Here is a 20,115-nt window from a genome sequence, read left to right on the forward strand (position 1 = left end):
TTATTTCTTTATACCTGTCTTCCTGAGTTATTTAAAGTTATTTTCTGTATATTCAATAAATAAATCTTCGACAACTATGTAAAAAAATAATAGAATGACAAATATTTTTCCTATGTATCGAGTAAAATAAAAAGTGTTTATCAATCGTTCTCCTCCTGAGAACAATGATTACAATTCATGAGTACGTGCAAAACAAACTACGTTCGGAGAGCTTATTTCTTTTTTTAATCCCTTTTATACGTTTATAATTAAATAGAGAATATATATAAAAAGGAGTGGGGGCATGATAATGTCGGACCTAGCAAGCGCAAATACAGCCGAAATTATACAAAAGAAGACGCAGCATAAAAAACTGACGCGTAGGCAAGTTTTACAAAGAGGTCTACTCATAACGATTGGTGCCGTATTAATGGCTGTCGGCCTTGAGATTTTTCTTGTTCCGAATAACGTTATCGATGGAGGCATTACCGGTATTTCCATTATGTTATCTTATATCACCGGCATGAAACTTGGTATCTTTCTTTTTGTTTTAAACCTTCCTTTCTTTTTTATTGGATATAAACAAATCGGAAAAACCTTCGCTTTATCTACCCTATATGGAATATTAATCCTTTCTTTAACTACCACATTGCTTCATCATGTACCAGCTTTCACTCAGGATATTCTCCTTGCTTCAGCTTTTGGAGGCATGATACTTGGAATTGGGGTTGGAATGGTAATTCGGTATGGTGGTTCATTAGATGGAACTGAAATCCTTGCCATTCTAGCTAGTAAGAAACTTCCTTTCTCTGTTGGTGAGATTGTCATGTTCTTCAATTTATTCATCCTTGGCAGTGCAGGATTTGTTTTTTCCTGGGATCGTGCCATGTATTCGATTCTGGCTTATTTTGTAGCGTATAAAACGATGGATATCGTTATAGCCGGTTTGGATGAATCTAAATTTGTTTGGATTATCAGCGATGAGTTTTTGGATATAGGGGATGCAATCATGCATCGCTTAGGACGAGGCGTAACTTATCTAGCTGGAGAAGGCGCCTATTCAGGGGACGATAAAAAAGTTATATTCTGCGTAATAAACCGTCTTGAAGAAGCAAAACTTAAAGATATCGTAAAAAGTTTCGATCCTTCTGCTTTCCTTGCCGTCGGTGATATTGCCGAGGTTCGAGGTGGGCGGTTCAAGAAGAAGGACATCCATTAAAAATATCCTTCTTACATTTGCAATATTCAGTTATGGTTATGTAGCAAAAAAAAGCTGAAGGGAAGAATCCCTTCAGCTTTTTTTAATGGTATTAATAATTTCTCGGATTATTAATTGCTTGTAGCATTCTTGTACCTTGTTTCATTTTACTACCGCATAATGGGCAAAGATGCTCATCATTGCTCGTAAAGTTATCCCGAATCCACCCTTTACAATCTTCTGATGTGCATTCCCAAACCTTAGTTTCTTCAGGAATGATTTCTTCCGTATTATTTCTTCTATACATGTATCTCACTCCTTAGATTTAAATTGACTTAGCACAGATTTTTTGTGCCGGTGCCATAAAGATAAAGAAGAATAGCTAGCGATTAATCTAAATAAATGTGAGTATAGCCCATTTACTTATCTAAGATTAGTTACTATACACTCAAGATAAATGAGTGGAAATAACAGGAGATCACAACCAATTTTAAATATCTCATTATACATTATAACATATTTCTTCATAAAATATTTAAGTAAAGCTTAGGATACCTACAATTCCAAATCCAAGTATTCACAATCCAGCCTTTGACTACCTCAGAGCTTATAAAGACTGGACTGTATTCAAGAATCATAATCATGATTCTTCCAGCTTGTTCGCTTAGTATAAAGTCGAATCAAGCATGAGAGTAATTTTAGTGCCATAACCTAAAACAATGAAAGCCCTGCCTCTCTCTCATCCATACGGCTCCTAGACCGTGCCTGTGAGAATCAGGTGAAAGCTGATAAGTACATGTTTATTAATTAAACCGTCCGTAATTCCAATTGGGAAAATTAAATCCAAAAGATAAATGGCTACATAGAAGTAAGTTAATGAAGAACAAAATGAATCGAGGAAAATACCTGGTGATTAAAACGTATTTCTTTCTAGTTGTTTTAACTTGTTTCTACTTCATCATAAAAACGATGAAAATTATTTTATTAATAAAAATGTATCTTTTAAATTACCCTCTTAGTGTTTTCTAATAACAACACTGAAATTTAATTATAGCACACGTTTCTTATGATGTAAAGAGTAGTTATTATATCTTGATGAAAGCCTAATTACATTCCCAAAATAAAAAGAGGTAAGTACTTGGTATTATCCCCTACAGGTAGACGGAGTAAAAAGAGAACATGATAAAATGTTCTTAACAGTCTATCTGGGAGGGGATTTTTCTATGGCAAAAAAGGGGCAAATCTTTCAAACATATACAGAAGAATTAAAGCGAGAAGTTGTTCGTTTGAAGTTAGAGGAAGGCTGGTCATATCGTCGGCTTCGTGAGCGATTTGGTATCAAAAGTGATGCACAAATAGCGAATTGGGTAAAGAAAGTGCAGAATAATGAGCCTTTTGAAGACCAACGTGGTGTATGGAACCGTAAGAATTTTACTAGTGTAGAAGAAGAAAATGCTTATCTGAAAGCGCAGGTGGACTATTTAAAAAAGCGCAATCCAAATCTACATGGGAAGGAATGGTCCTGAAAGCCGAAAGGTTTCAAGTGATTGATGAATTGAGGAAAGTACACCCACTCACGTGGCTAATAAAAATCGGTGAAGTTTCAAGATCTGGTTATTATAAATGGCGGAAGACTCAGTCTAAACGATCTCTAAGACTTGAGAAAAACCTATGGATAAAAGAACATATATTAGCCATTCATAAGATACATCCATACTACGGATATAAGCGAATGACTCGAGCTTTATTTAGAGAGGGAATCGTTGTAAATCATAAGCGTGTGCGTCGCTTGATGAGAGAATTGGGAGTTACATCTGTAATTCGAAAGAAACGCCCTTTCTATGGTAGAAGAGGATCCGTAGTATTTAAGAATGTTTTAAACCGTGAGTTCTATGCAGAGTCCATGTTTCAAAAGTTAGTAACAGATATAACCTATGTGCGGATTGGAGACACGTTTGCCTACTTATCTGCCGTTTTAGATTTGTATAATAATGAAATTGTCGCATGGGAAGTTTCTTCTCGAAACGATCTTGAATTGGTTCATAATACGTTGAATCAGTTAAGGGATAAGTCATTCGAAAAGGGTGCCCTTCTTCACTCTGATCAAGGATTCCAATATACGACGAAATCATACGAAAAGCAGATAAAAGAACTCGGTATCCAAGGAAGCCACTCTCGTCGTGGCAATTGTCATGATAACGCTTGTATAGAAAGTTTCTTCTCGCATTTAAAAACAGAGAAGTTATATTTGGTAAGCCTAAAAACAACAGAGGAAGCTTATATAGCTATTCAGGAGTATATAGAATTCTACAATACGGATCGCTTCCAAGAAAAATTTAACGGCCTTTCCCCGATTGAATATCGAGAAAAGGCCGCAGCTTGAAATACTCTTTTTTTATTGTCTACTTGACAGGGTTATGTGCAACTTACCCCTTTTATTTATACGCATTATATTCATTTTCAATTTTCGGAAGTTCTCTAACTTCTTCAATTAATTGACTTCCACACATTGGACAATCATAGTTTACTGAGGCAAAGTCCTTCCTCATCCAGCCATTACAATCCGCTGATCCGCACGCATATACAATAGTATCTTCCATTATGATTTCTGGTTCCTCTGAATTCTTTTTGCCAAAATACATGAGCAACCTCCTTTTTCAAATTACACACCAAGTTTTAAGCCAATGAACTTTTCGGCTGTTTTACTTCTATAGTATACGTATCAAATCAACTTCTTATTTATCCAGCGCTAAAAAATAACCATTATTTGATCAATTAGTTAGCTAATGTGGCTTTTACCTTGATCGCTTTTATCTGAAAGTATGAAAAATGCTCGGGAAGGGCCTCTTTAAGAGGTTTTAGCTTTCCGGAATCAAGTTGTTTAGCAGTTTCCAGTACTAAATCGTACTCTTCTTGATTGAAGAAACCCTCCCATTTGATATCCATTTGTTCTTCCGCACACTTTAATAAATGATTTTCGATGGAAATTGTAGACAGGCCTCTTATCGTTGCAATTTCTTTGATTGACTTTCCTTCTTGATATAAACGATAACTTTCGATATGTGAAGGTCCTGTACTGCTTTTCGTCGTTTCTTTTTTATATATTCTATTCGACTCAATGTCAGGATGTGCTTGTAAATAATTCGAAACTACCTCTAAAAATGTCCTACCAAAACGATCGTATTTTTGTGAGCCCACGCCTTTGACCTCAAGGAAATCTTGTTCTGTCACAGGTAACCTTGTTGCCATATCCTTTAAAGTGGCATCCGAAAAAATAATGAATGGCGGCACATTTTCCGTACTTGCGATGTCTTTTCTTACACGTCGTAATTCTTCAAACAAACCATGATCCACATTAATGCTGGTGACTTGTTTCACTTCTTTGCGTAGCACTTGCTTCTGATTTAGCAACACTTCCCTACCAGCATTTGTTACTTTAAGAACAGGAAATTGCCCACCTGTCATTTCGATAAATTGCTTGGCGGTCAAAAAATCTATGAAATCGGCAACATCTTTAGCTGACTGATTATTGATAATTCCATATGTCGAGAGCTTATGGAATCCAAATTGTTCTATCTTTTTGTTTTTTGAACCTGTAAGCACTTGACTGATCATCGTCTTGCCGAACCTTTCCCCCATTCGCAACATGCACGAAAGGACCATTTGCGCCTGAGTTGTCACATCTACGGCATCACGTTTATCCGTACAGTTTTCACAATGACCACAATCTTCCGGATTCTCTTCACCAAAGTATCGAAGGATAAATGCTTGTAAACACCCTTCTGTAAAACAATAATCCTTCATCCTATTCAGCTTCTTCAGTTCTTGGGCTTGCCATTCTTGAGAGGGATTGGATTGGTCGATTAAGAAACGCTGAATCTGCATGTCTTGAGGTGAATAAAGCAGAATACATTCACTATCCAATCCATCACGTCCTGCACGACCTGCTTCTTGATAATAACTTTCCATATTCTTCGGCGTTTGGTAATGGATGACATAACGAACGTTTGATTTGTCAATGCCCATACCGAAAGCTGAGGTTGCAATCATCAAAGATATATCGTCACGAATGAATAGCTCCTGTTGTTCAGATCGATCATGTTCATTCATTCCAGCATGATAACGCCCTGTTTTAATACCCGCTTTGTTGAGTTTGGCATGTAATGAATCGACTTCTTTTCTTGTTGCAGCATATATAATACCGGACTCATTTTTATTCTTCTCAATATAACGCATTAAATATCGACTGCGGTTCTCTTCCTTGACGACGGAAAAAAATAAATTTTCCCTAGCGAATCCTGTGGATACCGTATGGTTTGCAGTAATTCCCAATGACTGACAGATATCTTCTGTTACATGCGGGGTTGCTGTCGCTGTTAAGGCAAGAATGGTCGGAGCAGTCGGCATTTCTTTCAAAAAGGTTTTGATTTTTAAATAACTTGGTCTAAAATCATGACCCCATTGAGAGATGCAGTGAGCTTCGTCTATCGCGACCATCGATATATCCACACTAGCCAGATCCCTCTGAAAAATATGGTTTTCCAATCGTTCCGGTGCCAGGTATACCAGCTTGTACCTTCCCTGCTTAATATCTCTCATCCTATTGGAAGCTTCCGTACCAGATATGGAGCTGTTGAGAAAAGTGGCATCGATGCCGTTTTGTTCGAGGGCATCAACCTGATCTTTCATCAAGGAGATTAACGGGGATATAACGAGTGTGACGCCTGGCAAAAGTAGGGCTGGAATCTGGTAGCAAATTGACTTTCCTCCTCCAGTCGGCATAATTCCAGCTGTGTTTATTCCATCTAAGACTTGCTCGATAATCTTTTCTTGGCCTGTCCTGAATGATTCATAACCAAAATACTGCTGTAAATATTCGCGTGCTTTTTCTATCAAAGTGTGACTCCCCCAATTGACTATTGTTTTAATATCTCTATTGTACTCGTTTTTTTCATACACCAAAAGAATAAAAAATAGACACAGTTATTATCTGTGTCCATTCCTTCTTTCATATAGAGCAATTGTCAGTTCTTAATTAAGGATTTTTAGATTAACGTTTTTGACGCCCCAGTTTAGAGCATCTTCTTTATTTGGAATGAAAATATCGACCTTATTTCCTTTAATCGCACTACCTGTATCAGCTGCCGTTGCATAACCGTAGCCTTCTACATATACTTTTGTTCCTAGCGGTATGACAGATGGATCAACGGAAATGACTTTTTGATTTGGATTTGCTTTCAAATCCACCCCTGTCGCTGTGACGCCGCTACATCCTTGGCAATCTGCTGTATAGGCTGTTGCCCTTACAGTCATTTCTTTTGCTACATTGTCTTGATTTGATTCATTTTGCGATACATTTTTCTCTTTTTCTGTTTTTTCAGGTTGTGTAGGTGCAGTTTTTTGTACTGGTGCAGTCTCTTGTGCTGGTGCAGCTTGCTCTGCCTTATTATCTGGACCTGTACTTGCTGCCTCCACCTTATTTGCCGCTGGTTTAATAACTAGGGCCTGTTTTGGATGAATTGTATCTGTATTTAAATTATTCCATGATTTAAGGTCCTTAATCGAAACATGATATTTATTCGCTATTTTCGATAATGTGTCTCCAGCCTTTACGGTATATTGCTCTTCTTGAGAAATATGTAAAGAGTCTCCCACATATATATAATCTGACGTTAATTGATTCCATGATTTAATATCTTCTACTGAAACTTTATGTGATTGAGATAATCCCCATAGTGTGTCACCATTTTTGACTGTAACTTCCTCAGCTTGAACCGGTATTGTAAATGCTCCTGATATGGCCACCACGGCCGTTAACGATAAAATTGATTTTTTCATATATCGTACCTCCTTGTGAACTCTTTCAAAAGCTATGTTCTAAATACTATCACAGATTGTTCCTATACAAAGAACAAACAGATGAAGAATAGATGTCAAACATCACAGAAAGATAACAAGAGGATAACAAGCCCAAAAATACAAAAATGATTCCAAGTAGAGTCTGTCCTACCTTTTGACCGTTTTTCATTAGGCATATTTTATTAACAACAGCATAATTATTAATGGCTGACCTTATATTGAAAGGAGGGGTTTCCTTGGCAAGTGAAAAGACTTTTACCTTAATCAAGTCCTATAAGCCTTTTCATAGCAAATTCGATCCATGTCCACCAATCGGAAGAAAGTATTACCGTACGCCTCCGAATTTGTATATTAATTTTCAGCCGCCTAACCTGGAACAATTTTCTCCAGAAGAAGCTTTGAGGTATGGTACGCTTTGGAAATTTTTCTACGATTTTTATGATAATCCATATCGTGAAAGGGAGAAATAGTAATGAATAGGAAACTGGATGATGAATATTACCAGTTACTCGGCCAAATACAAGCTGCCGATTTCGTGTTAGTCGAGCTGACTCTGTATTTGGATACACATCCCCATGATCAGCAAGCTTTACAACAATTCAACCAATTTCAACAATACTCAACCAAATTGAAGGCAGCATTTGAACCTAAATACGGCCCATTGTTTCAATTTGGAAACAGTCCAGATGGTGAAAATAAATGGGAATGGGGCCAAGGACCCTGGCCATGGCAGGTTTAAGGAGAGATATCTATGTGGATATATGAGAAAAAGCTACAATATCCAGTAAAGGTTGGTACTTGTAATCCCACACTGGCTAAATATTTAAGAGAACAATATGGAGGCGCTGATGGTGAATTGGCTGCCGCACTACGATACTTAAATCAACGCTATACAATTCCGGAAAAAGTGATCGGATTGCTCACCGACATTGGAACGGAAGAATTTGCCCATTTAGAAATGATTGCAACGATGATTTATAAGCTTACAAAAGACGCCACACCGGAACAAATGCTAGAGGCCGGTCTTGGTGACCACTATGTTAATCACGACAGCGCCCTCTTCTATGAAAATGCAGCAGGAAATCCATGGACGGCTACGTATATTCAAGCAAAGGGCGATCCCATAGCAGATTTATATGAAGATATTGCAGCAGAAGAAAAGGCCAGAGCAACCTATCAATGGTTGATTGACATTTCGGATGATCCGGACATCAACGATTCATTAAGGTTTTTAAGAGAAAGAGAAATTGTTCATTCCATGAGATTTCGTGAAGCGGTGGAGATTTTAAAAGAAGAAAAGGGGAAAAAGAAAATCTTTTAATAAGAACCATAAAAAAGCAGCGGAGAAGTTCATTCCGCTGCTTTTTTATCATTTACGATCAGAAGAGTATGTCCATCCTTCTTCTTGATAAATCTTTCCTTCTTTCATCAATTTACCAAGAGCACGTTTGAAGGCTCCCTTACTTAAACCGAAATGGAACTGGATATCACTAGGCGGAGTCTTATCACCATATGGCATGGCTCCACCGCGATTCATTAAATAAGTATAGATGATATCAGCATCTTCTTCCATTAGATCTTGCTTGAATGGAAATAGAGAAACGTTAAGTGTGCCATCTTCCTTACTGTCGATTACACGCCCCTCAACAAATTCTCCTAGGCGCGGCTCTTCTTTTCTCTCACTTTCATGAATAAAGCAACGATACCCTTCCTCAGAAACAAAGAAGGAACCGACCATCAGCAATCGATATACATTCCCTTTTACGGTAGTATTGCGGACTCCTTTTAATGGAGCTGGAACAGTGATTTCTTGAATGATATCTTCCGTTGTAAGTCTGCCGAATAAACGATCATTCCGATCTGTTTTCAGGCAAATATAGAGACGATCCCCCACTTCCGGCCATAAACGATCGATGTTCGGAAGGTCGTCCAAAGATACAAGAATATCTTTAGAAAGCCCAATATTCACAAAGACGCCTAGCTTCTTTTGTACATTGACGACTTCTGCCCAGCCATATTTGTCAATCTGTATTTCCGGAATATTCATGGTAGCCGTTAACCGTGCCTGTTTATCATGATAGATAAATACTGTAACTTCATCACCAATTTCAAGTTCAGTACCTTCATTCGCTTCATTATGGTGTAGCAAGACATCTTCCGAACCATCAGTCAAGAACCATCCGAAATCAGCCTTACGTTCTACTTGTAACTCTACAGCCAAACCGGCCTGAATTTTTTGCATGTATAAAAATCCTCCTGTAACTTACCTTTACCTACAATTGTACCCAAATATTTATTTTTCCATCATATTTGAATCTATCATTTTTTTATCTTTCTGTACACCTATTCTAACATTTTTATTTTTCAAAGGCTTCTTTCGGCTTCCCAGGATGGACGTGGGACCATAATCTGGCCTTTTTTTCCATTGCTTAATAACGTATGCATGATCACCTTTGATAATTGACTTGGTTTATAAGGTTTAACCAAGTATTCCTTTGCCCCAAGCGAAAAACCTTTTTCTTTTTCATCAAGCGCAGTCGATACAAAAAATGGGGATGTCCTTTAACTCCGGTCTTCCTTTCAACTCTTTCATGATTGACCACCCATCCATTTCCCCCTCTTCAAGGAGAATGTCAAGGACGATGGCATCCGGAGGCGATTGCTTCAATTTCTGAAGCGCCTTCTTTCCGCTTTTGAAATAACTGACTTGAAAACCGCTGTCAACCAGTTCGTATCTTAATAACTCCGCTAAATTGAAATCGTCTTCAATGACCATGATATCATAGCTCAATTTTTTTGAATGTTCATCATTCGGGGTACGTTCTTCCTTAAGGGTTATCTTAGGGAATGAAAGGGTGAATGTACTTCCACGACCGTACTCTGATTTTACGGATATATGCCCACCATGCGATTTGACGATTTCCTCCACGATGGATAACCCTAAACCCGTTCCTCCTATCCGCCTGCGGTCCGAATTGTCCACACGGTAAAATTTCTGGAACAAATGTTTAAGGGATTCCTGTGGGATTCCCAACCCCTCATCCACGATATCGATGGATAACGTTTCTTTCTTGCTGTACACCCGAATAAGAACTTTCCCTCCATCTGGAGAGTATTTAATTGCATTACTCAATAGATTCATGATAGCTTGTTCGATTTTTGCGCGGTCACCTATAATCACGAGATCATCAGTTTCCGCAAGAAGACGAATATCATGGAGTGATGTGCTAATTTCAAGGTTCTCTATGACCTTTTGCAACAACGGTAGAATCTCAACATATTTCTTCTCATATGTTTGTTTACCCGATTCCATTCGTTGCACATCCAGAAAGTCATTGATTAAAGCGGTGAGCCTCTTCGCCTCATTATAAATAGTCTGTAAATACTTTGTTTGTCTTTCCGGTTTTAACGGTTTATTTAACATTAATTCGGTAAAGCCTAGAACACTCGCAAGCGGGGTACGCAATTCATGACTGACAGTACTGACAAACTCGGACTTCATTTGGTCCACTTCATATTCTTTCGTAATATCACGAAAAACCAAAATGGTGCCATAAGCTTCTTCACCATACTTTATGGTTTCAAAGTACACCTTGAGAACCTGGTTGTTTTCTTTCTTGTGAAAAGTGAACGTGCGCTCTTCAGAGTCCGCTTCTTCATCCGCTCTTTTTAATGCTTTTTCCAAGGTATCCAAGAAATCTTCTTGGGCAATCCGGCTATCCATTTCACTACTCCATCTTTCCCATGGAGATCCGATGACATGTACTGGTTTTGACCCCGGTTTGAATAGGTCACAAAATTGTTGATTCACTTGAACAATCTTTCTATCTTGGTCTATTAATTGAATGCCTTCCTGTATAGTGCTCAGGATATCCTGATTTAACCGGCGATTATCTTCCGTTTGCTCGTACAGCTTGATTTTATCAAGTGAAGTTGAAATCTGCTTAGCCAATGTTTCACATTCACTCATTTCTTCTTCTGTATAAGCGGATCCATAACGGCTGAAAACCATGATTGCGTCGACCTCTTGCAAAGCGGATAGAACGGGAAGAAATAAATCATAACTGTAATTCGTATTTTCATGGTATCCCTTTTCACTGACATGTTGCTCTCTTTTAACAGTGAATGGCTTTTTTCCTTCTATTAAGCGTTCATTTAACCCAGTATTGATATTCTTTCGGTATTGCTGTACTCCATATTCCGATATGCCGAAAGAAGAATATGCATCTTCATTAATTAGAGTAATCATACCACGGTCAGCTCCAATCAAACTGCTCATATTACAGACAATACTTTTAAGAACGTCATTTTTATCCAAAGAAGTGGAAATACCATTTATTAGTTCATTTCTTCTAGTCAGTTGTTTCTCATTCTTCGTTATAAGCCCCAACGTTTCTTGTAATTCATTCTGCTGGGCCTGAAGTTCATCTTGCTGAGCAAGCAATTCTTCATTATGAGCCATCAATTCCTGCTCTTTATCCTGAATGCTTACAATCATCTTTCTAAAGGCAATGGCCAAAACCCCTAATTCATCTCCCCGGCCTTCATCTACTGAAATGATGGCGTCCCTACCAGCTGCAATCTCATTAGCTGCAAATGAAAAATCAGCCAAAGGCTTTCCGATATTCCTAATAATGCTTCTCACGACTTTCTGAAAGACCAATAAGAAAACAAGTACGAATCCGATAAAGGTCCCTTGTAAAATGGACTGTTCTTTTGCCAATGCATTCACATTCTCATCAAGCTTTTCTGAAAGCGCAGACGAATACGACCTTACACTGTCGCGAAAATCCGCAACTTGGGCAGTGATCTCATTTTCTATTTGCTTACCCTTATCCCTACTCCCGTCCATTTCCATATTCGAAAAAACAGGCTTAATGGCATTAAAATAATAATCAGTAAAATTCACGAGATCGGTGTGGGCTTTTTCATCGGCTTTTGAACTTGATAGGTCCTTGAAAGTGGAAATATCATGTCGTATCTTATCTTCCCTGCTCCAAACTTTGTCTTTATATGTCTCATTTCCAAATGCAATATAACCTCTAGCATCCAAAAAGACATTATTATATTGCTCGTAAATTTCATCCAACAACAATTCTTTCTCAACAATTCCATTTCTTTTCTGGATATATTCTGCATTCACAGTCTGCAGCACATAAAATAAAATCCCTGTACCAACTATGAATAAAATGATACAAGCAGTCATTAGACTCACTACTTGACGAGAAAGACTCTTATTTGAATAACGTTTCAGCTTCATCTAAAATGGCCTCTATTTTCTCTAAAAGCTTCATTGGACTAAAAGGCTTGGCCATGAAATAGTCCGCTCCCGCTTCTAAAATTCTCTCTTGTTCAAATTGCTGGCTTTTCGCTGATAGCATCAGGATTTTCCCTTTATTTTCAATTTCAGTTGATTCGATTTTTTCAATGATTTCTAAACCGGTATAGCCTGGCATCATATAATCCAAGATGATGAGATCATAGCTATTCTTTTCAAGTAATTGAACCGCTTCAATACCATCAGAAGCTTCATCGACTTCGTAATCTTCATCCTCTAATGTATCCACAACAAGCATACGCAAAATTTCTTCGTCTTCAGCTAATAAAATCCGTTTCACTTTTTCATTCTCCTTACGATCAGTACTGCAATAGAAGGATCAATTCGTTTCAAATGCATGTGACTCTTTGAAACCGCAACCCTACTTTCTCTTTTATTTTCCTATCGAATAGAAAAAATGGTCTACTGCTTACATTATTTTTTTTATCAGACGTTCCATTCTTGCCTGAAGATCAGTAATATTAAAAGGTTTTGTGACATAATCATCCGCTCCCAATTTTAATGCTGTAGCAATGTCCCCCGAACTTTTTCTACCGGTTAACATCAAAACGGTAAAAGAATCGGCATTGCTACCCTTTTTCACTTTCTTCAGTACGTCAATGCCATCCATAGTTGGCATTACTCCATCAAGTATCAAAAAATGGGAGATGTTTTCGTTTGCCCGGTTTGAATTCAAAAAAGAATCCCCATCTTCATATACGGCTATATGTAAATCATAAAGAGGAAAATCCATCGACTGCAATATTTTCGTTAAGATCGTTCTAATAATGATATCGTCATCTATCACTGATACATTAAGGTATTTCTTTTTAATGCTAGTTTTTTGAATGCTCTCCACCCGCGCTCGCCCTAAACGCTTTGCTTCATACAAGGAACTATCCGCTTCCTCAAAAGCCTCTTTAGGAGTAATGCTCTCATCATGTACCGTATAAACACCAGCAGAAAAAGAAACAGAAAAATGTTGTTGTTCATAAGTGAAACTTTTGGTAGAGAAAATCTTTATTAATTCTGTTAGTTTATTCCTGGCTTCCTCATTTGCTGTCTGAGGAAATATAATGACAAATTCTTCACCGCCATACCGGCAAATCAAATCGGAACTACGGATATTGTTTTTAATAAATTGGGCAAACTCCAACAAAACGACGTCACCCATCGCATGTCCATATGTATCATTTACTCTTTTAAAGTGATCCAGATCTATGATACTAATCGAAAACAGATTTCCGTTTCGTTTGAAATCCTGAAAATAACGCGGTAGCATATCTTCAAAGAACCTACGATTATATACTTGAGTAAGTTCATCAATTAGGACGGATTGATCGAAAATTTTCTTACGCTGAATATGTCTTTCTATTTTCACAACAAATTCTTCAATATCTATAGGCTTACTAATGAAATCATCCGCCCCCATTTTATATGCTTTAATTCGTGATTGTTTGTCATTTTGAATGCTAATCATGATTTTAGGAATGAAATATTTTTCATTATGAAAGTGGATATCCTGCAGAACTTGATAACCATCTTTCGTAGGTAATTGAATATCTAGAATTAAGCAATCTGGCTGCATCTCAAAATATTGTTTTGTAGCTTTAACCGGATCAGAACTCGTTATGACCATCCACCCTTTTTCTTCAAGGATGTCCTTTAATAAAATCAGCATCGATATATCGTCATCAATGATTTGAATGAGTGGGGCCTGTGTATCATGGGCTGGCTTTTCTTTTATCTCCACTTCTGCAAAATGCTCATATTCATAGGTATGTTCAATTAAAGCAAATAGTAGATTTTCAAGGTCATCTTGTTTCCATACTCCATCACTGTCTTCATCGAGCTTTCCTAACAGATTTTCGGATATTAACATGAGACCACCTAACTCTATGGTGCCTGCAGTCCCTTTAATAGAATGAAGAAAACGGTATACCTCATTTGTAGTAACCATCTTCGTTTTATCTAATTCCAACCAATCAGAAAGCTGTTTTTTAATATTTCGATAGAGAGTATTTTTGTATTTTTCCATATTGACTATGTGCAATTCTAATCACTTGACCCTTTCTAACCTACGTAAATAAACATATTGCATAGAAAAAAAGATAGTCGACTTTCACACAAAGCCTGTAAATAGTCGAGCCCCAATTCCATATTTTTATTTTAATTAGGTCTAAAGTATATTCTTTCAGGAATATTTTACATCAAAAGGTTTTTTCTATAAATAGTATAATGACGGTCTCATGAATTTTTTTGAATCTTTGTCATAAAGACTACATATTTTACTGTAACATCCGATAAAGGTTCCTTATTCCATTAATATGGTTGGGGGTGATATAATTTACTGAATAAAGATGGGATAGGGGTTATTATGACAAAGAAACTATATTATGAATCATCCAAGGTATCTGAATGGGGCGCGAAGGTCCTCGACATTTTTGAAGAAGAAGGCTTTTATTATATACTGCTCGATGAAACAGCTTTTTACCCTGAGGGTGGAGGTCAACCTGGGGATATTGGTAGCATAGATGGTATACCCGTTCTTGAAATTTCAAAAAATGAAAATGAAGATATCCTTCATAAGGTTGGAAACAGCCCCGCCTCCCTTTTCGTACATTGCAAGCTTGATTGGGAACGCCGTTTCGACCATATGCAGCAGCATAGCGGACAGCATTTACTTTCAGCCGTCTGTAGGGACCTTTTCAACGCAAATACCGTCAGTTTCCATCTTGGCCAAGACATTGTCTCCATTGATATTGATACACCTTCCTGGACTGATGTCCAAACAGTTGAAACGGAACGGATCGCCAACCAGTATATCTATGAGAATCGTAAGTTACATACATACTTTGTATCTGAAGATCAATTGAAGACCATACCCGTAGTCAAAATGCCTACGGTGACAGAAAACATTCGAATTGTAGAAATCGAGGGGATTGAATTTAATCCTTGTGGTGGAACGCACGTGGAACAAACCGGAGAAATAGGAATTATTAAAATCCTCAAAACGGAAAAACAGAAAGAAAGTACACGTCTCTATTTTAAATGTGGCTTAAGGGCGTTAAACGATTATACTGACAGCTTGACCTTACTTTCTACGTTATCATACAAATTTAATACAGGTCGTATAGATATCCTTAATAGGGTGGAAAGATTGGAAAACGAGCACGACAAGCTATCAATGGCTTATGAAAAGCTTAAACTGGAAAACATGGAGTTTTTCGCTTCATCGTTGTTGGCAAATAGAGAAGATGGGTCGATGATCGCTCATGTTTTTGAAGACCATACATTGAAGGATCTACAACTGCTCTCTTCAGCTATACATCGGAAAGAAAGCTCACTTCTCCTATTTATAACGTTACAGGAACAAAAGGCTCTGCTTTCACACGATGGCACCATCTCCATTCATTGTGGACAATTCTTTAGGGAATGGCTTTCTTCACACAATGGTAAAGGTGGGGGCAATGAAAAATCGGCTCAAGCGGGGTTTTCTTCGCGGGAAGATATGATGGCATTTTATACATTTGCCGTTAATAAGCTAGGTAACACTCATGGAAATACCTGATAACTTAAATGGAGAAATTGGGTTAATGAAAGGGAGAGGAATAATTGAGGTTCCTCTCCCTTTCATGTTTTCTTCATTTTTCAATTTTCAAATGTTCCAGACCATTCTCTTCTATATACAGATGGTATTTCTCTTCAAGTTCAAGTACTCGTAAAAATGCTTCCTCTTGGCTGAAATTTTTGAGCTTCGATTCCTTCACAAACTCGTTTCTTGCCATGTGATAGGCAAGCTTATCCAGGAAAACACCATCTTCATACTCATTAATTACTTCTTGGATTTTTTCTTCAAGCTCACGACTCACATCGTAAATCCCATACTCTTCTATATATTCAATTCCTTTCACGCCAAAATTCTTCGCATAGGAATTCAAATACTGCTCTAACTCACTGAATTCTTCATTTTTTTCCATATCAGATGCTATCCAATATCCATACTGCACCAATTTAATTAATGTATTATATTGGTTGTTCGTAAAATTAATTTTCATCACTGACTCCTTTAAAGTATTTCTATCTCAAAAAAAAGAATAAACCGTATCGGAACAAATGTCCAATACGGTTAAAAATCAATCAGCTATTTCTGTCACCGAGAAGTATGCAGCCTTTTCAGTGTCTACCACATAATGTGTATCGCCTTTAACTAAATTATAAAAGCGGTGCTTCTGAATATTTGAAATGATTTGTGTACTGTCATCCCCATCGACCTCATGCTCAATCTCTTTACCACCTGGAAAATAAAAACCAACTTTCAATTTCATCTTTCTCAACCTTCCCTTCATCTCGTTGAATGACTCTTTTATTTCTTTTCCTTTATAAGAAACTTTTAAACATAAATCTGAAGTTTATTCTCTTCTGTCATGATATTCTATGGAAAACTACTAAATGGAAGGTGATTTCACATGCAAATCAGAAAGGCTACAGAAAACGATATAACTGGTATAGCCCACGTTCATATAAAAAGTTGGCAATCCACTTACAAAGGAATTCTCCCAGACTCATATCTGAACTCTTTAAATTTAGAAACCAGGAAAAAAAATTGGTCAAGAAATCTAACGATGCTTCATAGTGCAACATATATAGCTGAAAATGGTGATGGAAAGATCGTCGGCTTTGCAGCAGGTGGTCCAGAACAAACGAATCATCTTCATATCCAAGGTGAGGTATACGCCATTTATCTGTTAAAAGAGTACCAACGGCAAGAGATCGGAAGAAAACTAATGAAAGCAGTGGTAGATGAACTTGTACAAAAGCAACATGCTAATTTAATTATATGGGCGTTAAAGGACAATCCATCAAGGGGTTTTTACGAAGCACTCGGCGGCCGCATAATCAGCGAAAAAACGGTTAAAATGGCCGGAATCGAGTTAGCCGAAGTTGGTTATGGCTGGGATAATATCCTAGATATCCTAGTGAAATTATAATAGGCAGGACAAAATAGGAGGCACAGACGTCTATCGGCCTCCTATCTTATCCATCAAGCTAAAAGAAAATCTTCTTTTTCACTTCCAAAAAAGTAAAGGCGATGTAAAGGTCTTGTCATGGTGACATAAAGCAATTTCAAATCAAGTTCATTCTCCAGAAGAAATGTCTCTTCCAGAGATAAGGCCACGACAACATCGAATTCAAGACCTTTGGATTGATAGGATGGGATTATCATCGTTTTATGCTTCGGAATCATACCCTCTTCATTAATTAAATGAAAATCATTGGACAGCTTACTCAATTTTTCATTCGCGAGCACGCAATCTTTCATCGTTTTGGCGATGATGGCAAATGTATGATACCCTTCCTCCTTTAACTTTTCGATAAGATCAATCAATTGCCCCTCCCAATTGCTTTTGATGGATATGAATTCAGGTTCGTTTCCATGACGGACCACAGGCTCGACCTCAGGGAAATCATAAGGTAACATTTTTAGAATCCGATTGGCCTGCCCCATGATTTCAATGGTCGTCCGGTAGCTTTTTTGCAGTTCTGTATAAGTCGCTCTAGGAAAAATGGAACGATGAACATCTTCCCATGTTTGAAGTCCCCTATACGAATGAATGCCCTGGGCAAGGTCTCCAACAAGTGTGAACATATCCGTGTCAAAGGCTGTCTTCAATGCTTGCAATTGCATAAAACTATAATCCTGGGCTTCATCTATGACAACGTTTTTGGCTTTATGGTCTTTATTAACACCAAAAATTAATTCCTGTAAATATAACAAGGCACCTAAATCCTCGATTTCGTAGCTTTTTTCATGAAACAATTTTTGGTTATATTCACATAACGTACGTGCATCCTCGAAGCTTAGTTTACCGTTGCTGTAGAAGGCAAGACGTTCAGGATCCTGATATAACTCCTGATAATACTGTAGCAAGCCTTTGTTTGTGAATGGCTTAAAATAAGCTTTAACTGACGTACGAATCGCCTTTTTCATCCGTTCGGTCCGTTCTATCATTTTGTCATGGCACTTTGTGACAAATTCCTTCCGCTTTACAGGGTCAATGTTCCTGGCGAAGGCTTTATCAATTTTCGTTTGATAAAAATCAGCAACTCGATCCAACATTTTTTTCTTTTTCAATTTCACTTCATTTTGTAAGATGTCCTTTAACTTATCAAGGCGTCCATAAAGTGGCAGGTACCAATAATCTTCTTCTAATAATCTAATAAACTTCTTGGCAGAATATAACCGGTAATTATCACAATAAAAATCTTCCACTGGGTGAAAGCTCCGGAAGATATCTTTTATATATCCGTCCAAAATCAATTTAAATAAAGGAGATCCTTTTAAACCCGATATCCAGATTGCCACTTTCGTTTCGTCATTATTTTCCTCCAATATACGCATCAACTTATCATCATGTATTAGATTTAAAGGCCGCCCAATTGCCACCTGGACGTATTCAGCAAATGTGAACTGTTTGACTTTATCGACTCCCAGTTCCGGCAAAGCTTCGGATATGTAGTCGATGAATACTCGGCTTGGGGCAAGGATCATTAACTGACGTGGGTCAAATAAATCTTTGTAATGGTAAATGAAATAAGAAATCCGGTGTAAGGCAATCGTCGTTTTACCACTACCAGCCGCCCCTTGTACGATAATGGGTTTATTTAAATCGGCACGAATGATTTTATTTTGTTCTTCCTGAATCGTCGTGATAATGTCTGTCAAGCGATTGCTTGAGCTTTTAGAAAGGGATTCCTGCAACAATTCATCCGTTGTAGTCAAGTCAATGTCCCTGACCTCTTCCAACTCGCCATCCTCAATCATCAGTTGCCGCTTTAACGTGATATCCCCGCTAAATGTTTCTCCCTCCGCTTGATAATTCACTTCTCCAATTCGACCCTCATAATATAGATTGGCAATGGGCGAACGCCAATCGACGATAATCTGTTCTTGGCTTTCACGTTGATACAAAGATGTTTTACCGAAATAAAGAATTTCTCCTTGAGTATGGTCATACCGGACAAAGTCTACTCTTGCAAAGTATGGTTTGTTCTTTGCTATTTTCAAACTATCCAATTCAGACTGAGACATTTCAAAGAAATTGGCGGTAGTCAGTAACTGGGAGTATAAACCTGACTCCGACCAATCCGCATCACCAAAAGCCTCTTGCATATTCTTCTGGAATTGATCCTTATTGCTCTCTGAAGTTTTGATCACTACATCAATGTACCTTTTTGTAAAATCCAACCGCTCACGTTCTTTTTCGAAATCGGGATGTCGTATCATTCTGATCCTTCCCCTCTACATGTTAGAACATGTGAAATTAAACCATGCCCTCGGAAATGGACATACATATTATCAAAGAAAAAGGCAATTGACAATTACATTCAACCTTTTTATTTATCTCAGACGGGTTTTTTTAAAATCTTTTTTAATGCAGTGAATCCAGTTTACGTTATATTTCGAATGAAAAACTATATATTCCAGAAAAGAATCTATTAGAATTAAATATTAGGAAATATCTTGTTATATTTATATCGGAGATATGATAGTTACGGCTATCTAGATGGGCTGACGGGAGCAAATATTTCTTTATTAAGCCAAAATAAAAGAACTAGTACCAAGTCATCCACATCACTCACATAAAGGATTAGAGTAGTTTTCTTATAAGAACGGTGTATAGAGCAAATTGCCAAATTATCATGCATATATCACTTTTCCCTTATGTTAACCTAAAATATTTTTATTGACCCCTCTTTC

The 20,115-nt window shown here is 37.5% G+C and carries 18 protein-coding genes; 7 read left to right on the forward strand and 11 right to left on the reverse strand.

The genetic code is table 11. The annotated features are described in order from the left end of the window. The first annotated feature begins 289 nt into the window (after nucleotides 1-289). Nucleotides 290-1,198, forward strand: a complete 909-nt coding sequence (locus AC503W_RS10750; RefSeq protein WP_402868742.1) for a YitT family protein — start codon at nucleotides 290-292, stop codon at nucleotides 1,196-1,198. Nucleotides 1,199-1,289: 91 nt separating this feature from the next. Here the strand turns inward: AC503W_RS10750 and AC503W_RS10755 are convergent, their stop codons facing one another. Beyond that, nucleotides 1,290-1,484: a cold-shock protein gene (locus AC503W_RS10755; protein WP_402868744.1), complete on the reverse strand. Its 195-nt coding sequence runs from the start codon at nucleotides 1,482-1,484 to the stop codon at nucleotides 1,290-1,292. 916 nt (nucleotides 1,485-2,400) lie between these two features. Between AC503W_RS10755 and AC503W_RS10760 the strand changes: the two genes are divergently transcribed. Continuing rightward, a protein-coding gene (locus AC503W_RS10760; RefSeq protein WP_427689212.1) for an IS3 family transposase occupies nucleotides 2,401-3,560 on the forward strand; the annotation gives its coding sequence in 2 pieces (ribosomal slippage) (nucleotides 2,401-2,659 and nucleotides 2,659-3,560; 1,161 coding nt in all). 52 nt (nucleotides 3,561-3,612) lie between these two features. On the opposite strand, the gene AC503W_RS10765 is transcribed toward AC503W_RS10760, so the two are convergent. The 3 genes from AC503W_RS10765 to AC503W_RS10775 all read right to left on the reverse strand — a co-directional run bounded on the left by AC503W_RS10765 (nucleotide 3,613) and on the right by AC503W_RS10775 (nucleotide 7,015). Then, nucleotides 3,613-3,819 carry a cold-inducible protein YdjO-related protein gene (locus AC503W_RS10765; protein WP_402868746.1) on the reverse strand — a complete coding sequence of 69 codons (207 nt, stop codon included), beginning with the start codon at nucleotides 3,817-3,819 and terminating at the stop codon, nucleotides 3,613-3,615. A gap of 133 nt (nucleotides 3,820-3,952) precedes the next feature. Next, nucleotides 3,953-6,073, reverse strand: coding sequence for a DNA helicase RecQ (gene recQ / locus AC503W_RS10770; RefSeq protein ID WP_427688735.1), 2,121 nt, complete (start codon nucleotides 6,071-6,073; stop codon nucleotides 3,953-3,955). A 135-nt stretch (nucleotides 6,074-6,208) separates the two neighbouring features. Next, on the reverse strand, nucleotides 6,209-7,015 hold the full coding sequence (locus tag AC503W_RS10775; RefSeq protein WP_427688737.1) for a 3D domain-containing protein: 807 nt from the start codon (nucleotides 7,013-7,015) through the stop codon (nucleotides 6,209-6,211). A 257-nt stretch (nucleotides 7,016-7,272) separates the two neighbouring features. Here AC503W_RS10775 and AC503W_RS10780 point away from each other — a divergent pair, with 257 nt between their 5' ends. Genes AC503W_RS10780 through cotJC form a run of 3 tightly spaced genes read left to right on the forward strand, consistent with a single transcriptional unit; the run spans nucleotide 7,273 to nucleotide 8,357 of the window. Next, the gene (locus AC503W_RS10780; protein ID WP_402868751.1) at nucleotides 7,273-7,506 is read left to right on the forward strand and encodes a spore coat associated protein CotJA; all 234 of its coding nucleotides are present in this window, start codon (nucleotides 7,273-7,275) and stop codon (nucleotides 7,504-7,506) included. 2 nt (nucleotides 7,507-7,508) lie between these two features. Continuing rightward, nucleotides 7,509-7,775, forward strand: coding sequence for a spore coat protein CotJB (locus AC503W_RS10785; protein ID WP_402868753.1), 267 nt, complete (start codon nucleotides 7,509-7,511; stop codon nucleotides 7,773-7,775). Nucleotides 7,776-7,787: 12 nt separating this feature from the next. After that, on the forward strand, nucleotides 7,788-8,357 hold the full coding sequence (gene cotJC / locus AC503W_RS10790; protein ID WP_402868755.1) for a spore coat protein CotJC: 570 nt from the start codon (nucleotides 7,788-7,790) through the stop codon (nucleotides 8,355-8,357). A 48-nt stretch (nucleotides 8,358-8,405) separates the two neighbouring features. On the opposite strand, the gene AC503W_RS10795 is transcribed toward cotJC, so the two are convergent. The 4 genes from AC503W_RS10795 to AC503W_RS10810 all read right to left on the reverse strand — a co-directional run bounded on the left by AC503W_RS10795 (nucleotide 8,406) and on the right by AC503W_RS10810 (nucleotide 14,235). After that, nucleotides 8,406-9,278 carry a CvfB family protein gene (locus AC503W_RS10795; RefSeq protein WP_402958689.1) on the reverse strand — a complete coding sequence of 291 codons (873 nt, stop codon included), beginning with the start codon at nucleotides 9,276-9,278 and terminating at the stop codon, nucleotides 8,406-8,408. A 285-nt stretch (nucleotides 9,279-9,563) separates the two neighbouring features. Further along, on the reverse strand, nucleotides 9,564-12,296 hold the full coding sequence (locus AC503W_RS10800) for an ATP-binding protein (protein WP_427688740.1): 2,733 nt from the start codon (nucleotides 12,294-12,296) through the stop codon (nucleotides 9,564-9,566). Beyond that, the gene (locus AC503W_RS10805) at nucleotides 12,271-12,654 is read right to left on the reverse strand and encodes a response regulator transcription factor (RefSeq protein ID WP_427591207.1); all 384 of its coding nucleotides are present in this window, start codon (nucleotides 12,652-12,654) and stop codon (nucleotides 12,271-12,273) included. The genes AC503W_RS10800 and AC503W_RS10805 overlap by 26 nt, the downstream gene beginning before the upstream one ends. Nucleotides 12,655-12,783: 129 nt before the next feature. Then, nucleotides 12,784-14,235, reverse strand: a complete 1,452-nt coding sequence (locus AC503W_RS10810) for a GGDEF domain-containing response regulator (RefSeq protein WP_402988398.1) — start codon at nucleotides 14,233-14,235, stop codon at nucleotides 12,784-12,786. A gap of 495 nt (nucleotides 14,236-14,730) precedes the next feature. On the opposite strand from AC503W_RS10810, the gene AC503W_RS10815 reads away from it, so the two are divergent. Then, a complete protein-coding gene (locus tag AC503W_RS10815) occupies nucleotides 14,731-15,924 on the forward strand; it encodes an alanyl-tRNA editing protein (RefSeq protein WP_427688742.1) in 1,194 nt (397 codons plus the stop codon). 73 nt (nucleotides 15,925-15,997) lie between these two features. Here the strand turns inward: AC503W_RS10815 and AC503W_RS10820 are convergent, their stop codons facing one another. Next, on the reverse strand, nucleotides 15,998-16,411 hold the full coding sequence (locus tag AC503W_RS10820; RefSeq protein ID WP_427688744.1) for a hypothetical protein: 414 nt from the start codon (nucleotides 16,409-16,411) through the stop codon (nucleotides 15,998-16,000). 78 nt (nucleotides 16,412-16,489) lie between these two features. Next, nucleotides 16,490-16,681, reverse strand: a complete 192-nt coding sequence (locus AC503W_RS10825; protein ID WP_402958677.1) for a hypothetical protein — start codon at nucleotides 16,679-16,681, stop codon at nucleotides 16,490-16,492. Nucleotides 16,682-16,822: 141 nt separating this feature from the next. On the opposite strand from AC503W_RS10825, the gene AC503W_RS10830 reads away from it, so the two are divergent. Then, a complete protein-coding gene (locus AC503W_RS10830) occupies nucleotides 16,823-17,344 on the forward strand; it encodes a GNAT family N-acetyltransferase (RefSeq protein WP_427688746.1) in 522 nt (173 codons plus the stop codon). 53 nt (nucleotides 17,345-17,397) lie between these two features. Here the strand turns inward: AC503W_RS10830 and AC503W_RS10835 are convergent, their stop codons facing one another. Continuing rightward, nucleotides 17,398-19,641 carry a HelD family protein gene (locus AC503W_RS10835; protein WP_427688748.1) on the reverse strand — a complete coding sequence of 748 codons (2,244 nt, stop codon included), beginning with the start codon at nucleotides 19,639-19,641 and terminating at the stop codon, nucleotides 17,398-17,400. Nucleotides 19,642-20,115: the final 474 nt, after the last annotated feature.

It is taken from the genome of Peribacillus suis (assembly GCF_059384845.1).